The 16,472-nt window shown below is 60.9% G+C and carries 8 protein-coding genes; 4 read left to right on the top strand and 4 right to left on the bottom strand.

Annotated elements, in window-relative coordinates; translation table 11 throughout:
• Positions 1-41 precede the first annotated feature (41 nt).
• Positions 42-1,490 carry a DUF1501 domain-containing protein gene (locus IPK32_13400; GenBank protein MBK8092944.1) on the top strand — a complete coding sequence of 483 codons (1,449 nt, stop codon included), beginning with the start codon at positions 42-44 and terminating at the stop codon, positions 1,488-1,490.
• 42 nt (positions 1,491-1,532) lie between these two features.
• Entirely contained in the window at positions 1,533-3,953 is a 2,421-nt protein-coding gene (locus IPK32_13395; GenBank protein ID MBK8092943.1) for a c-type cytochrome, read from the top strand.
• Between the two features lie 57 nt (positions 3,954-4,010).
• Here the strand turns inward: IPK32_13395 and IPK32_13390 are convergent, their stop codons facing one another.
• On the bottom strand, positions 4,011-4,532 hold the full coding sequence (locus IPK32_13390) for a hypothetical protein (protein MBK8092942.1): 522 nt from the start codon (positions 4,530-4,532) through the stop codon (positions 4,011-4,013).
• 43 nt (positions 4,533-4,575) lie between these two features.
• Here IPK32_13390 and IPK32_13385 point away from each other — a divergent pair, with 43 nt between their 5' ends.
• Positions 4,576-5,112 carry a hypothetical protein gene (locus IPK32_13385; GenBank protein ID MBK8092941.1) on the top strand — a complete coding sequence of 179 codons (537 nt, stop codon included), beginning with the start codon at positions 4,576-4,578 and terminating at the stop codon, positions 5,110-5,112.
• Between the two features lie 238 nt (positions 5,113-5,350).
• Here IPK32_13385 and IPK32_13380 read toward each other — a convergent pair whose 3' ends face one another.
• Positions 5,351-5,614, bottom strand: coding sequence for a hypothetical protein (locus IPK32_13380; protein ID MBK8092940.1), 264 nt, complete (start codon positions 5,612-5,614; stop codon positions 5,351-5,353).
• Between the two features lie 239 nt (positions 5,615-5,853).
• On the opposite strand from IPK32_13380, the gene IPK32_13375 reads away from it, so the two are divergent.
• On the top strand, positions 5,854-8,136 hold the full coding sequence (locus IPK32_13375; protein ID MBK8092939.1) for an aminotransferase class III-fold pyridoxal phosphate-dependent enzyme: 2,283 nt from the start codon (positions 5,854-5,856) through the stop codon (positions 8,134-8,136).
• A gap of 83 nt (positions 8,137-8,219) precedes the next feature.
• Here IPK32_13375 and IPK32_13370 read toward each other — a convergent pair whose 3' ends face one another.
• Both IPK32_13370 and IPK32_13365 read right to left on the bottom strand, forming a co-directional pair.
• Entirely contained in the window at positions 8,220-8,414 is a 195-nt protein-coding gene (locus IPK32_13370) for a hypothetical protein (protein MBK8092938.1), read from the bottom strand.
• Positions 8,415-8,502: 88 nt separating this feature from the next.
• Positions 8,503-16,419, bottom strand: a complete 7,917-nt coding sequence (locus IPK32_13365; GenBank protein MBK8092937.1) for a hypothetical protein — start codon at positions 16,417-16,419, stop codon at positions 8,503-8,505.
• Positions 16,420-16,472: the final 53 nt, after the last annotated feature.

Here is a 16,472-nt window from a genome sequence, read left to right as displayed (position 1 = left end):
AGCCTGCTGCGAGGACTGCACGACATGCAGCGTATCTTTAGATGCTTATGTCACGTCTCAGCTCACGCCGCCATTTCCTGCACTCGAATAGCTTCGGCCTCGGGTCGCTGGCGCTGGCATCTCTGCTTCAGAAAGATGGGCTACTCGCCGCACCGGTGAAACCAGAGAGCTTTGGAGAGCTGCGCTACGATCTCACCCCGAAGAAGCCGCACTTCCAGCCACGGGCAAAGGCGATGATCTCCCTCTTCATGATGGGTGGACCATCGCAGATGGACCTCTACGACCCGAAGCCGATGCTGACCAAGTATCACGGCCAAAAATTCCCCGGCGAAGTGAAGTATGACAATCTCGCTCAGGCCTCCTCAAAGTGCTTCGGCTCGCCGTGGAAGTTCGCCAAGCACGGCGAATGCGGCATGGAGATCAGTGAGCTGCTACCGAATCTGGCAAAGGTCGTCGATGAGATCACACTCATTCGCTCCATGACCAGTGGCGTCAGCAATCATGCCCAGGGCCTCTACGCGATGAATGCTGGGCGCGGCATCGCAGGGCGGCCCACACTGGGCTCCTGGATCACCTACGGACTCGGCAGCGAGACGGATGAGCTGCCCGCTTACATGTCGCTCATCGACCCCGCTGGGCTACCGATCTTTCCCATGGATCATTTTGGCAACGGCTGGCTGCCATCGCTTTTCCAAAGCACCGTCGTGCGTGCTGCCGAGCCACGCATTCTGAATCTCGATCCTCCACCATCTCTCGCTGGAGCCGCGCAGGAGCGGCAGATGCATCTCTTAAAGGCCTTTAATGAGGATCACCTCGCGCAGCACCCCGGCGAGCTCGATCTCCAGGCACGCATCTCCAGCTACGAACTCGCAGCGCACATGCAGACCGCTGCGAAGGAGGCGCTAGACATCTCCCTCGAGCCTGCGCACATCCAGCGGCTCTACGGCATCGACAATCCCATCACCAAAAACTACGGCACACGCTGCCTCATCGCACGGCGGCTCATCGAGCGCGGCGTGCGCTACGTGCAGGTGCTGAATCCGGGCCAGAGCTGGGATCAGCACAGTGCCCTCGTCACCTCATTACCCAAGCTCTGCGCCGGCATGGACCAGCCCAGCGCAGCACTCCTCACGGATCTGAAGCAGCGCGGCCTGCTGGATACCACCGTCGTGCACTGGGGCGGAGAGATGGGCCGCCTGCCTGTGCTGCAAAACGATGCCGGTTACGAAAAATGGGGCCGTGACCACAACACCTACGGCTTCAGCATGTGGCTAGCAGGTGGCGGCTTCAAAAAAGGCTTCACCTACGGCGAGACAGATGACTTCGGCCACAAAGCCGTCATCAATGAAGTCAAACACTACGACTACCACGCCACGCTGCTGCATGCCTTTGGCCTCGATCACACCAAGCTCACCTACAAGCGCAACGGCCTCGCCGCGAGCCTCACGGACAATCAGGGCGCAAAGGTGGTGGATGAGCTGCTGGCATAGAGAAGGCCGGAGCTCTTTCATCTTGAATCTCCCACATCTAACATGACCTCTGCACTCTGCCGCTGCATCATCGCATCGTCGTTACTCATCGCTCCGTCGTCTTTGCTCCCGCTGCTCGCTCAGTCGGGCCCAGCTCCAAAGGCACCGGATGTTCCCACCGACTTACCGCCGCAGATCGAGACCTTGCAGCCCGGTGTGAAGCTCACGCTACTCGCCGAGCACCCCGCACTGGTCACTCCCACCGGCATCGATGTCGATGAAAAGGGCCGCATCTGGCTCGCGGCCTGTCACACACACTTTCGCCCGCAGGGCTATACAGGCCCAGAGAATGATGAGATCCTGGTCTTCGACTCGGATGGCAAAAACAGGCGTGTGTTTTACTCCAAAACACAGGCGACCATGCATGTGGAGTGCGGCCCGGATGGATGGATCTACCTCGCCGAGCGAGATCGCCTGCTGCGTGTGAAGGACAGCGATGGAGATGGCACTGGTGATACGGAGGAAGTCCTCGCCTCACTCGATACCGTGGCGGATTACCCGCACAATGGACTCAGTGGCATGGCCTGGCACCCAGATGGCGACTTGGTTTGCTCACTGGGCGAGAATTTTGGCAAAGACTGGACCCTCACAGGCGCAGATGGCTCCCAGGTCAGCGGACGCGGCGAAGGCGGCGTCTTCCGCTGCACGGCAGACGGCAAAAAACTACGCCGCATCGCCCGCGGCTTCTGGAATCCCTTTGGACTCCTCGTGCGCAGCGATGGAGAAATCTTCGCAGCAGAAAACGATCCCGGCAGCCGTCCACCGTGCCGCTTGCTGCACATCGTCGAAGGCGCAGACTACGGATTCCAGTGGGTGTATGGCAGTGCGCCCGTGCATCCATTTGTCGCGTGGAATGGTGAGCTGCGCGGCACCCTGGGCATGGTGCATCCCTGTGGTGAAGGCCCATGCGCCGTCGTCGAGCTCGGTGGCGGCGTTCTCATCCCCAGTTGGAGTGATCACAGCATCGACTACTTCCCGCTTCACAGCAAAGGCGCAGGCTACACCTCCGAGCGTGTGCCGCTCGTGCGTGGTAGCGACTACTTCCGGCCTGTCTGCATGGCTCAGGGGCCCGATGGAGCCTTTTACATGACGGACTGGGTTTTTAGCTCCTACCCGATCCATGGCCGTGGCAGGCTCTGGAAGCTAGAAATCGAAAAACAGCCTTGGATCACCGAAAAGCAGCCTGAAACGCCGGAGGCGGCTTTGGCGAGAAAATTACGCGCAGGCCGCGAAGTGCCCGAAATAGCCGAGCTGCTCAAACTGGCCCGTGGAAGCGACAAATACCTCTCCGACGCAGCCCTCACTGCCCTCTCACGGGCCAAACTGAGCCCCCAGAGCATCCGCAGCATGACGCCAGCCGACCGCGTGTGGGCATTCGTCGCCATGCGCCGGGCCGATTTGCAGGATGAGCAGTGGGTGCGTGCCTTTTGGGACGATGCAGATGCAGAGATGCGTTTCGAGTGCCTCCGCTGGATCGCAGATGCGGTGCTGAAAAACTTTCAGCCTCAAGTCGAAGCCATGCTGAGTGACCCGAAGCTCGACTACCGCCTCTTTGAAGCCGCGCTAGCCACCTGGAACACCCTGCGTGGCGAACCCGCCGCTGGGGTCACCCATCCAGAGGTGCTCATCGAGCGCATCACCGATCCGAAAACACCCGCCCGCATCAAAGGCTACGCCCTGCGTCTCGCACCACCCACGCACAAAGCCCTCACGTTCGATCTGCTGCGCCAGTTTGCCAATAGCGACGACGACGTCCTCCAGCTCGAAGCCGTGCGCACCCTCGCCGCACGGCGAGCGAGTGCAGAAATCGCAGCGGATGAAAAATACCGACCCAACCTGCGAGCCGAAGCCATCCTCGGCACCGATGACACCGCGCTGCTGCAAAAACTCGCCCAAAGCGACAACTCCACCATCCGCGACGAAGCGCAGCGTGCCCTCCCGCGTGAACTCGCCACCGATAGGCCCGCGCTCGATGACACCACCGCCTGGCTCAAGCTCCTAGAAGGCCCCGGCGATGCCGAAACTGGCCGCCGCATCTTCTTCAATAGCAAAGTCGCACTTTGCTCATCCTGTCATCGTCACAGCGGACGTGGGAACGTCGTGGGACCAGATCTATCACTCATAGCCCAGCAGGGAGATCGCGCTGCGATCCTGCGCTCCATCCTAGAGCCCCACCGCGAAGTAGCGCCGCAGTTTTATCCATCCGTCGTCGAGCTCAAGGACGGCACCACCTTCACCGGCATCCTGCTGCGCTCCTCCAGCAGCGAAGTCTTCCGCGACCTCACCGGTAAAGAAAAATCCTTCCCCGAAACGGACATCGTGAAGCGCACCGAACTCCGCACCTCACTGATGCCGCCTGGCCTGGTGCTAACCCTGACCCCCAGCGAGCTCCGCGACCTGTTAGCCTTCTTGATGGCTGAGTAGCTCGTCCACATGGACTCGAGCTTCCATCTTGGCTATTTTTCGGTAAGGACCGCAGCGCTACGGCAGTGGGGGCGGGACGAGCTCGAAAATGACGCCAATCTCCGGCCCCCAGATGAGGCGGCCATCAAGTTCGAAACCCAACACGGTGCAGCCGACTGGGAAAGCCTCCGTAAGATTCTTTGACGTATGTTTGGCTGTGTGCTGAGCAGCGGGTGAGTCGGTCTGGATTTGGATCGTGTAGAGTCCGCGACTGGAAAAAGGATTGAAGGCACGGCTATGGCCGGTGACCCGTCCCACGATTGCTCGGCCAAGGGAGAGGCAGCTCTGGCGATGCTTTTTCTCCGAAGATGCCTTCTTCAAAAACAGACCACCAATGACAACCGCCGTCGCTAGTCCAAGGAAGGCAAAAGGCACCGTGCCCAAAGCCACGGCCAACCCGGTCAGGAGTAATCCGCCGAACGTGAATAAACCGCCGAAAAAGCGGTAACCTCGCAGCCCCATCCCTAGTCGTGAGAGGAGAAGGCGATTGTCATGTAGAGAACGTGGCGGAAGAGTGGAGACTTGAACACGGTCGAACATAAATGACATTGTCGTGCTCCCATTAAGTCATCTCCACTGTTTTATGCAAAACTCGCTCTATTTCCGTTTCGTAGGCATTCTCAGCGAGCCGCCGCGCAAGCTGGAAACGCTGACCATGACTCTGCATGAAGGATTGCAGCCCATAAAAGGCCTGGCGATTCTCATGCTCGCAGCAGCGGTGGTATTGATCATCGCGGCTGCCTTTCGTTCGCGTTTTCGCGTGTGGCTGGCGCTCGCGGGCTTGATTCTATTCCTGTGTGATGGACTCCTTTACCAGCAAATACAGGATACCGTTCGCCGCAGATCTGCATGTTATTTGAATGGCCGCGGAGTGACAGGCCAAGTCGTCCGCCAGGAGAAAGTTTTTGGCGGACACCGTTTGGTTTTGAATGTCGATGATGCGGAGATTCTGGTGACGCACCCATCACCGCAGCTCTGGCAGAATTATCCGGTCGGCAGCAAACTGCTCGGCCTAAGCCACGAAGGGGAGTTCTTTTTCGGGCAGGAAGCTGGAGTGCACTTTGTGCATTTTCGCCCGAAAAAAGAAGCCATGCCGACCATGAAGAGCACCTCTGGATAGGACTATCTCAATTAACAGCCAGGTTAGCGCTGTTGCGGCTGATGTGTTGTCGCCGGCATAGAGGTCTTGCTGCACCAGAAAAGTGTTGGCGGGGCATCACGCCTAGCTGCCAAAGACTCCAAATCCAAGCACCCTATCAAACTTATCCTGGATGCTCATTACTCGGCGTTGCACATGAAATCGGGAAATGTCCGGCTCTTCCACAGCCGGACCACGCTGCATTCTTTTATCAGAACGCTTATTGCCTCAGTGGGATGATTTTGGGCCGAGTTGCCTCCGCCAGCGCTTGGTTCAGGCGAAGCACCTCGCTTTTTAGCTTTTCCACATCATTGACCAGTGGATTGACCAGCGGGGTTTCTTGCTGGGCTGGCGTCGAGACGACTGGGGCAGGTCGTTCACTGACCCTTTTCTCCAACACCGCTAGATGCTGCTGCTGTTTCCACACCGCTGCGATTAACAAGATATTCAGGAGCGTGAGAAAGATCGTGTAGAGATGTTTCATGGCGCATCCATTTTGCCATGCACCTGCACAGGCGGGCAACTTTTTTATCTCCACCGCTCACGTTGATTCGTCCACGGAGTCAAATTCACTCGCGCCCATGTCCCATGAGCCATTCCTCTTGGCGGGTATTCGAACGGCCCATGAGGCAGGAGTGGAATGCTGGATTTCTCTTCTGATTTGCGTCAGATTTGGCGTTTTATCAGTGATTTGTTCCCTGCCAGCAAAAATCCCCTCGTGCTATGCCGCTCCATCTCGTCACTGAACTCAACGCCACCGACCAGAAGCTTCTCCACCGTGCGCTGGATGGCTTCGTGCCACAGAGGGTCTTTGATGTGCATGCACACCTTTTTCACTCACGGCATTTCGCTCCGGGGAAGAGGCCGGAGTTCCTCGATCCTGATCGCGGCTATGGCATCCGTGATTTTCATGCCGCGATGCAGCTCTGGATGCCGGGTCGCGAGGTGGATGGCCTTTTCTTTGGCTATCCCAGTGCTGACAATGATCGCGCTGGTGAAAATGCTTGGGTGCAGTCCCAGATCGATGCGCAGGGCCACTCGCGTGCGCTGGTGCTGGCAGCGCCTAGCGATGATCCGGCAGAGGTGCGCCGCCTCATTAGCAGTGGTGTCTTCGTCGGCATCAAGCCCTATCGCCTCTATGCCGATGTCCCTGACACACGAGAGGCGCCGATCGAATCCTTTGCCCCAGAGTGGATGTGGGAGCTGTGCCATGACCACGGCGGCATCATGGTGCTGCACATCATGCTCGCAGATGGCATCACGGACCCGCGCAATGTGCAGTCCATCCAGCGCCTCTGCCGCCGCTATCCGCGCTGCCAGCTCGTGCTGGCACATGTCGCACGCTCCTTCAACTACCGCCACGCACGGGAGGGCCTGCGCCACCTCATCGATCTGGAAAATGTGGTCGTGGATACCTCTGCCGTCACGCAAGCCGGTGCCTTCCGCGCGGCGCTGGAGATCCTGGGGCCGCGCCGCGTGCTCTGGGGCAGTGATTACATGGTCAGCGAGCTACGCGGCTCCTGCGTCACGCAGGGCGATGGCTTCACGTGGATACATCCAGACATCGCCGCAGAAAAACTCACCATCTTTGGCCAATACACGACCATCGGCATCGAGTCGCTGCTCTGCCTGCGTGAGGCCTGCGAGGACACCGGCATGACTGCGGGTGATTTGGACGATATCTTCCGCGAGAATGCCCTACGCCTCGTCCATGGCCAAAAAACCACCGCCAGCGGCCCTGCGCTCTGGGAGGAGGCCAAATCGAAAATCTCCTGCGGCACCGGTTTGCTCTCAAAGCGGGCGCATCTTTTCGATCCGCAGACCTGGCCCTCGTATTTCAGCCGGGCAAAAGGTGCCAGCATCTGGGATCTCGATGGGAGACGCTACACCGACTTCACCGGCGGTGTGGGAGCGATCCTCCTGGGCCACGCCGATGATGAAGTGAATGCCGCCGTGAAGCGCCGCGTGAATCTCGGCAGCTATGCCACGCTGGCCTCACCAGATGAGGTGTCCCTCGCCGAGGAGCTCCTGCATCTGCATCCCTGGGCGGGTAAGGTGCGCTATGCACGCGGCGGCGGTGAGGCACTCTCGCTGGCCGTGCGGATTGCCCGTGCGGCCACGGGGAAAAGCGGCATCGCTTTCTGCGGCTATCACGGCTGGAGTGACTGGTACCTCGCTGCAAATCTCAGCGATGATGCCGCACTCGATGGCCATCTGCTTCCTGGATTACAGCCGCTCGGTGTCCCGCGTGAGCTAGCAGGCACGGCCGTGCCCTTTCGCTACAACGATGCCGCATCCTTCCACACCGCCCTGGAAAAACTCAGTGGCAGGCTCGCCGCCGTCGTCATGGAGCCGATGCGCAGTGAAATGCCGCAGGGTGGCTTCCTGCAAAACGTAATCGCTGCCACGCACAGCGCCGGGGCCGTCTTTGTGCTCGATGAAGTGACCAGCGGATGGCGTTTCGGCTTCCCTGGGGCCGCGCCCGTGCTCGGGATCGAGCCCGACGTCGCCGTGTATGCCAAAGCCATGAGCAACGGCTACCCCGCAGGAGCCATCGTGGGAAAAAGCGCCATCATGGACGCCGCGAACAGCAGCTTCATCAGCAGTAGCTACTGGACAGATGGCGTCGGCACCGCCGCATCGCTCGCCTGCATCCGCAAAATGCAGCGTGAGGGCGTGCAGCAGCATGTCTGGGGCCTCGGAGAGCGCCTCCAGTCCGGCCTGCGTGAGCTCGCTGCCCGCCATCCTGACGTGCCTCTCAAAATCGGCGGCATGCCCAGTGCTCCATCCCTCAGCTTTGCTCACCCAGCGGCGAAAGTGCTCATGATCCGCCAGATGCTCCAGCGTGGCTTTTTGATGTCTAGCCAGCTCTACGTGACCTGGTCGCACAGGGACTCCCACATCGCCAGCATGCTCTCCGCGCTCGACGAATCGCTCACCGAGATCGCCACAGCAGACCTCACCAGCGTAGAGGCTCCCACGGTCGGCTTTGCACGACTCGTGTGATTTCGATCTCAGCAGACTTTCACTTAGCCACGAGATGATTTCGACTTCGACCCGGATGCGTGTTGTAGATAGATGCGACGGGGTTAGCGCATGACCTTCAGTCGCAGAAACTGCGCACCGCTGCTCAGCGGAATGCTGGCTGTGGTGGTGCCGTCTGGCAGCGGTGTGCCTTGAGTCACGCCTGCTGGACTCCAGTTGATGAGATCGGTGGAGGCTTCGACGAGGTAGAAGACATCGCTGCGGGCGCGGCGGTAGGTGTAGGTCAGATCGCCGCCCACGGGGACTCCAGGAGGCTCCGTGCTGGCCGCATTCGGAGAAAGATCGAGTGCGTATTCGAGCAGGTTTTCGAGTCCATCGCCGTCAGGATCATCGAGCGGGCCTTTGTTGGCCGCCGGGGACGCCTGCGTTGGCGAGGAAGGTGTTCAGCGCATCCGCTGGTGCGCCGGGATCGGTGGGCGTATTGCCAGCGGCATTGAGAATGACGTAGCGAGTGGCGGTAGCACCTTTGTAGGTGGTGAAGTATCCGCCGAGGTGCAGGCGGCCCTGTCCGTCGAGGGCGATGGCATTCACGGCGTTGTTAAAGCCGCTGCCGATGGCGTAGCTGGTGTCCACGGTGCCATCCGCATTCACAAAGGCAATGTGGCCAGCGATGGCGGAGTTGAAGGTGTTGAAGGTGCCGGAGATGCAGATGTCGCCATTGGTGAGTGGTTGGAGCAGGATGCTGGAGCTGTTGCCATAGTTGATGGTGGCCGTGGGCCAGCCTGCGACAGTGCCGCCTGCGCTGTTGAGTTTGTAGAGCGTGCTGGCCGTGGCGACGATGACGTCTCCATTCGCCAGTGGCAGGAAGGCGAGCGCACCCGTGGTGCTGCCGGTGAAGGTGAGATCGCGTGTGCCGTCGCTGTTGAGGAGCCACACGCCGCCGTTGTGACCGACGAGCAGTTTGCCATCGGTTCGCAGGTGCAGCGCACGCACGGTGGTGAGGCCGCTGGCGGTGGCAAAACTGGTGTCCACGGCGCCAGTGGTGGCGTCTAGCCGGGCGAGATACTGCCCCACGGTGGGCAGCGAAGAGCTGAACTGGCCGCCGATATAGACTCGACCATCGGATTCACTCGTCATGGCATAGATGAGGTTGTTGCTGTTGGTGAAGGGGCCGATGTAGGTGGTGTCGATGGCACCTGCGTAGTCGAGACGGGCGAAATTGACCCGTGCGTGGCTGGGCGAGGGGTTGTAGGTGATGTTCGTGATGGTCGTGCCAGTCAGCACGAGGCGGTTGGAGCTATCGCGGTGCATCATCGTGACGGCGGTGTTGGCTCCAGGGATGGTCGCGTTTGATTCGATCGTTCCATTGGCCAAAATCCGCGTGATACGGCCGCGTGAGGTGGCGAAGCCGCCGACGGGTGTGACGGAGTTGAAGGCTCCGCCGAAGTCCACGCTGCCATCCACATTCGGGATGATGGCGTTGACGGGGTTGTTGAAGGCGGCGGCGTTCTGATTCACTGCGGCACCGTAGGTTTCAAAGCGCACGAGCACTGGCGTGGTGGTGACCATGCCGAGGCTATTCGTGATGCGCACGCCGTAGTAGGCAGTATCGGCGAGGGTGGGCGTGGCGAGCGTGTAACTGGCACTGGTGGCACCCGAAATGTCGGCGATGGCGCTGCTGGCGGTGCCTTTGAACCACTGGTAGCTGAGCGGCGCAGCTCCGCGTGCTTTGACGGTGAGTGTGCGGCTGATTCCGACTTCGGAATTCCCGCCAGCAGGTGCGACGAGCAGCTCAGGAGCATCGAGGAAGATCAATTCGGCATCCAAGGATACGAGGGTGCCGGAGACAGCGCTGGTGGCTTCGACATGATACAGGCCTTCATCGCCTGGAATGACGTTGGCGATGCTCAAAGTGGCGCTCGTGGCCCCCGAGACGCGTCCGCCATTGCTCAGCGGCGTGCTGCCTTTGAACCACTGCCAGGTCACGGGTGAAGTGGCGGCCACACTGGCGGTGAAGGTGGCGGTTTGACCTCCCTCGACCTGCGCGGTGACCGGATGAGCCTCAAAGGCGAGCGCAGGCAGATCGCCATTCAATACAAGCAAGCGGCTAGCCGTGGCGGGGCCATAGGTTTGACTGAAAGTGCCCCCGAGCCAGATGCGGCCGGAGGGCTGGATCGTGATCGCCGTGACGGTGGCTCCCAGTGCGGCGGACTTTGTGAACGTGGGGTCCACCGTGCCATTCGGGAGCAAACGAAGCGGCGAAGTCGTGGGCAAGCTGAAGCCGCCATTGATGACGAGCTTCCCGTCGGCCTGCACCGCCACATTGCTGACCGAGTTGTTCAGCGTGTGGGTGAAGGTGGTGTCCTCTGCGCCAGTGGTGGTGGAGTAACGGCGTAGGTAGGGTGAACCCGACCACGCGACGTAAAACTGCGTACCATCAGGTGTGAATGCGAGGTCCAAACCCGAGCCAAATGGGCCGCTAAAGCCTCCCACGGCAGTGCCCGCGGAGGTGATGCGTTGCACGCTCATGCTCGTCCCGGTGAAGAGGAAATCGCCACCGGAAACCGGCAGGATGCGCGTAACCGTCTGGCTGACAGAGAGGGTGAAAGTGGTGTCGAGCGTGCCATCGCTATTCAGACGGACGAGGTAGTTTTTTCCAGCACCGTTGAGGCCATTCCAGCTCGCGAAGAGGCCACCTACATAGATTTTGCCGGTGGCATGATCGATGCCGAGTGCGTTGACGGCACTGTTTGGCCCAGTGCCGGTATCCAACGAGGGATCGAGCGTGAAGTCGGCATTCAGCCGGGCCACGCGGCTGCGAGCGGCACCGTTGATGGTGGTGAAGGCACCGCCGATGATCCATTTGCCGTCGTTTTGACGGGCGAGCGCATTGATGCTGCCATTGGCGAGCACGCTCGGGTTCGTGTCATAGGAGCCATCCGGTTTCACCAGAGCGAGAGAGGTCGTGGTGTTGCTCGTGCCACCGGCTCCACCGGTGAAGTTGTGCTGGAAGGTGCCCGCGACGAGCATGCGCCCGTCTGGCTGCGCATGAAATGCAGTGACCTGCCCGCTCGCAGCGAGATTCCCGAGCGCGGGCACCCGCTCATGCGGGATGGGTTTGACGAGCAGGAAGACCGGCGTGGTCGTCACGGTGCCTTGCCCATTCGTCACCGTGAGCGTGTAGCTGCCCGTATCGCCCATGAGAGCTCCGGTGAAGCTCAGTGTGGCTGTCGTGGCTCCGCTGATGCGGCCGCCATCGGTCACCGTGACGCCGTCGCGTTTCCAAACGTATGTCGCAGGTGTCAGCGCATAGACTTGAGCATTCAATGCCGCGTTTTGACCCGCATAAATCGTCGTTGCGGCAGGCGGCGCATGCACCACCGGTGCTCCGAGCACATAAACATGCGCCACAGCCGAAGTGAGCGTGGTGGAGCCTCCTGTGACCTCAACGGTGTAATTCGCGTCATCAGCCGTGGTGACTCCACTGAGCGTCAAAACGGCTGAAGTGGCTCCAGAGACGTTTCCACCGTTGTTGAGCGGCGAACCGTTTTTAAGCCACTGGAAGGTCAAACCGCTGCCAAAGGTGCCCACGCCGAGATAGGCCGTTTCACCGGGCGAAACGCCCGTGGTGGCCGGTTGCGTGACGATGCCGGGAGTGAGTGGATCGCCATTCAGTCGGGCGACGCCCGAGGTGGCGACGCTGTTGACGGATGAAAACAGGCCCGTGATCCACACGGAGCCATCCGGTGCCACGGTGAGTGCACGAGCGTCCGCATCCGGCCCGGTGCCGATGGAGAAGGTGCTGTCCATATCGTTTGATCCGGGGACTGGGAATGGATTCGTGCCGCTGAGGCGGAACACGCGGTCTGTGCCTGTCGTGCTGGTGCGGGTGGCGAGGATTTTTCCTCCAGGTGCTTGGGCGATTTGATACACCTGATTGGTGCTCGCGATGTTGGAGATCTGCGCCCCCGTGTTGGAAAGTTCGGCGAGGGTGGAAGAGCCGCCCATGGCGAGCAGCACACGACCATCCGCGAGCACGAGCAGATCGTTCGGCGTGGTGGTGCCGCCGAGTGTGCCGGTGTAGGCGGCGTCGCGGGTGCCGTCTGTGTTCAGGCGTCCGAGGCGTGAGGCGGCTGAACCAGCGAGTGACGTGTATAATCCGGCGACGATGAGTTTGTCGTCCTGCTGGATGGCCAAGGCGTTCACGGTGTTGTTCACGGCTGGCGTGTAACCGGAGTCGATCGCTCCAGCGGAGGAGAGCCGGGCAAGGTAGCTAGCGCCTCCGAGGTAAATGCGTCCGAGCGAGTCGAAGGCAAAGTCATTGATCTGCACGGCAGGAATCGAGCTGCCCAGGGCCGTCGTGAAGGCCGCATCGAGCGTGCCGTCTGCATTCAGGCGGCGGACACGGTCTGTGAAGGTGCCTGCGATGAGGATTTTGCCATCAGACTGAAGCGCCATCGCTGTGATGTTGCTCCCAGGCGTGTAGCTGTAGCTGGTGTCCGTGCTGCCATCCGGCTTCACGCGGATCAGGTAGGCTTGCGGGACATTGCCGACGGCATTTGCCGTGAATGAACCTCCGACATAAACGTAGCCATCATTGGCGGCGACGATGCCGATGGGTGCAGAAGGGAAGACCGGACGCCCGCTGGTCGCCTGACCTGCTGCTGGGCGCCCAGGCTGTGGACGCACCGCGACGAGAGATGGTGTGCTGCTGTAGCTGCCGGAGGCATTCGTGAGCTGCACATGATACACGCCGCCATTCGCTACCAGCGAGGCTGGCACATTGTAAGTCGCCGAAGTGGCTCCGCTGATCGCCACGCCATTGAGATACCATTGATAAGACAGCGCGGAGGGACTCGTGGCGGCCACGCTGAGATTCAGCGCCTGCGTTTCATACAGCGCGGTGGAGGCCACGGGCTGCGTGTTGATCGTCACGGGTGTGTCGTCGTCGATCAACGTGATCGTGGCCGGTGCTCCCGCGCCGACAGGGCCGCTCGGATTGCTCAGTGCGACGGTGAAGACGCGGTTCGCATGGATGGCAGCGTTGTTGAGCTTGGTGAGGGGGATCGTTTTGTCGGCGGAGTCACCTGCGGCCCAGGTGGCGGTGCCATTGGCCACCACGTAGTCCACGCCAGCAGTGGCGGTGCCGTCCGCGGTGGCCCAGTCGATGGACGCGGCCTGCGTGCTGTCGCCGTAGCGTTTCAGCGTCAGCGTGAGTGTCGCGGCCTCCTCCAGCGTATTCACACGCGGCGGCGCAAAGCCCAGCGTGCCGATTTGCGGATTCCCCACCAGCAGCGCGGTGTAATTCCGTGCCACGCCTTTATAAGAGGTGAATCCGCCCGCGATGAAGATTTCACCCGCCGCAGTGTATCGGGCGGCATTCACGGAGGCCGCACCTCCAGCCACTCCCACACCGGCGGAGAAGCTGCTGTCGATGGAGCCATCGAGATTCACGCGTGCCACGCCGCCCTGCGGGCTGCCATTCACAGTGGTGAAGGCGCCAAACACAAACAAACGGCCATCGCGGTAGATCACGCCGTTTGGATTTCCATTCAGCACGCCCGTGGCGAATTGGAACGTGGTGTCCAGCGTGCCGTTGGCATTCAAAAGGGCCAGGTATTGCTGCCCGGTGGTGAAGAAGTTTGGATTGAATCGTGCCGAGACCGCGAGGCGGCCATCGGGAAGCACATCGAGGCCATTGACCCAGTTGCTGGTGCCAAAGTCGATGCTGCCGTTCGTGCCAAAGGTGGTGTCGATCGCTCCCGTGGAGGTCACACGCGTCAGGCGGTAGGTGCCGCCGCTCGTTGGACCATGGCGGTGACTGATGAGCACTTTGCCATCCGCCAGCTCGCGGATGAGCACCACCGTCGCCCCGGTGCCTGCGGCGAGGGTATTGACCACCGGTGTCCACGAAGCGTCCGTGGTGCCATCGGCATTGAAACGCTGGATACCGTTGGTCGAGGTCGGTGCGGCTCCCGAGCCGACATAGAATTTTCCAGAGGCTCCCAGCGCCAGCGCCGTCACGATGCCGTTTGTGGAGACCGACCAAGTCGTGTCGATGGTGCTCGTCGCATCGTCGTTCAGGCGGAAAATGCGGGTGTTCACGGTCGAAGTGCCTCCGGATGGCACATGCGTGATCGTGCCGAGATTTCCAGCCACCAGCGTGCGGCCATCTGGCAAACTGAGCACCGCATTGATGGTGCTCACATTGATGCCAAAGGTCGTCGTGGACTCCAGCGTGCCGTCCGCATTCAGACGGCGCAGTTGCGAGTTGCTGGCGATCAAAAAGCGGCCCGTCGTGTCCATGCTGAGCGCATTCGCCGCCAACACGATGGGGGTGTCTGCTGGCGGCGCAAAAGCATTCACGATGGAGCCTGCGGGGATCGAGATCGACACCGCCGCGGTGCCGCTGTTCGTTACGCCGTTCGCATTCGTCACCACCGCGCGGTAGGTGCCCGCGTGGCTGGCCGCGCTGGCATTCGTGACGGTATAGACCGTGCTCGTGGCCCCAGGGATGTCATTGAAGCCGGAGCCGGTGTCGAGCTGCCACTTCACCGTGGCACTCAGCACGCTGTCAAAAGCCGTGCGCAGCGTGAAGCTGGCTCCCTGCTCCAGACTGACCGCCTGCGGATTGAGCGTGATGCTCGGCAGCGCATCATCATCGAGAATGGTGACCAGCGTGGAGGTGCCACCACCCGGCAAAAAGGCTCCGCCCGTCGGCGTGGAAAGCGTCACGGTGAAGGTCCGTGCGCCATCCTGCGCGGTGTCTTGCAAAATGGGCACCGTGATCGTTTTCAGCCCGCCTTCAGCATCCGCCCAGTTCAGCGTGCCGCTCACCGCCGTGTAGTCCGTGCCCTCCACCGCAGATCCAGCCGTGACCGAATAGGAAATGCCCACCGCACCCGTCAGCCCGGTGAAACGCGAGACCGACAAGTCCACCGAACCCGCATTCTCCGCCGTCGAACGCGTGGCAGAGACCATGCGCAGCGTGCCGGGCTGTCCCGGTGCGTATTCATTCGTGATGCGGGCCAGATTGTAGCTCAGCACCGCCGTGTCCGTGATGCGATCAAACCAGCCACCCACCACGATCTTTCCATCCGGCTGCACCGCGAAGGAATAGAAATGCGTGAGATACTGCCCCTGCACCTGCGTGTAGGGCGGCACCGCCAGTCCCGCGTCCAGCGTGCCGTCCGCATTCAGCCGTGCGATCGAGGCCCTCGGCTGCCCGTTCCATTGATAAAAGACGCCGCCGACCAAAATGGTGCCGTCGGGTTGCAGCGCCAGCTCACCACCCGCCCAGCCATTTGGCCCGCTGCCCACATTCGACATAAAGGCCGTGTTCACGCTGCCGCTGGCGTTCAGGCACGCGAACTGCATGTTCGCCGTCGTTCCGGCAAAGGTGAAGTCACCACCGATCAAGATGCGGCCGTCCGGCAGCACCAGCAGCTCGTCGATGTCGCCATACTCCAGCGCCCAATTGGCCGTGAAAGTCGGATCGAGCGTGCCGTCCGCATTCAGCCGCACCAGCAGTGGGATGCCGCCGCCACCCGGCTTGTTGGCCGCGCCTGCCACGAGGATTTTGCCATCTGGCAGCACCGCCAGATCATGCACTCCGATGCTGTTCCCCAGCGAGACATTCACGTTGTCGCAAAACGTGGTGTCGCGAGCGCCATTGCTGTCCACGCGGACCAGATTCGCCGCCACGAAGACACTGCCGGAGGTCAGCCGGTTGAAAGCACCACCCACCAGCACTTTCCCATCCGCCTGCTCCGCGATGGCCAGCACATAGCGCGTCCCAAAGCTCACCGTATTCGACACGCCGCCCAGATTGAAGCCCGCGTCGAGCGATCCGTCTGCATTCAGCCGCATGATGCCGCTGCGTGAGGTGCTCTGGTAGCTTTGGAACACCCCACCGACGTACATTTTGTCCCCCGCCGTCACGAGGATCTTGTTCACCTCCGTATCGCCCTGCGTATCCGCCAGCGTCGAGGCAAAGGCATTGAAGCCCGAATCAAAGGTGCCGTCCGCATTCAGCCGCTTCAGCGATGTCTCCGCTGAACCCGCTGGCGGAGCCTGATAACGCGAGATGTTCCCGCCCACGATGATTTTGCCATCCGACTGCAACGCCACCGCATTCACCGCCCCCGTGCCGTTGTTCCAAGTCGGGTAACCGTCCGGCGTGATCCCAGGGCTGATCGTCGCAGTGAATGCCGCATCCAATGTGGGGTCTGTTGCCAATGCCGTCATCGTGAGTGCGGCGGCGATGAAAAAGGAAAATAACTCTCGGGAGCGAAGTATTATCATAAAGCAGTCAAGCAGCAACTAACGCGGCATTATGTCTAGCAGACTTTTATCTA

The organism is Verrucomicrobiaceae bacterium (assembly GCA_016713035.1).
Lineage (GTDB): Bacteria > Verrucomicrobiota > Verrucomicrobiia > Verrucomicrobiales > Verrucomicrobiaceae > Prosthecobacter.
Note: the sequence above shows the minus strand (reverse complement) of the source record. Positions and strands in the feature narration are given on the sequence as shown.

Bases quoted from the DNA above. Each gene is read 5' to 3' on its own strand.
- IPK32_13395 (MBK8092943.1), top strand. From the start codon at position 1,533: ATGACCTCTGCACTCTGCCGCTGCATCATCGCATCGTCGTTACTCATC.
- IPK32_13385 (MBK8092941.1), top strand. From the start codon at position 4,576: ATGCAAAACTCGCTCTATTTCCGTTTCGTAGGCATTCTCAGCGAGCCG.
- IPK32_13365 (MBK8092937.1), bottom strand. From the start codon at position 16,419: ATGATAATACTTCGCTCCCGAGAGTTATTTTCCTTTTTCATCGCCGCC.
- IPK32_13380 (MBK8092940.1), bottom strand. From the start codon at position 5,614: ATGAAACATCTCTACACGATCTTTCTCACGCTCCTGAATATCTTGTTA.
- IPK32_13375 (MBK8092939.1), top strand. From the start codon at position 5,854: ATGCCGCTCCATCTCGTCACTGAACTCAACGCCACCGACCAGAAGCTT.
- IPK32_13390 (MBK8092942.1), bottom strand. From the start codon at position 4,532: ATGTTCGACCGTGTTCAAGTCTCCACTCTTCCGCCACGTTCTCTACAT.
- IPK32_13400 (MBK8092944.1), top strand. From the start codon at position 42: ATGCTTATGTCACGTCTCAGCTCACGCCGCCATTTCCTGCACTCGAAT.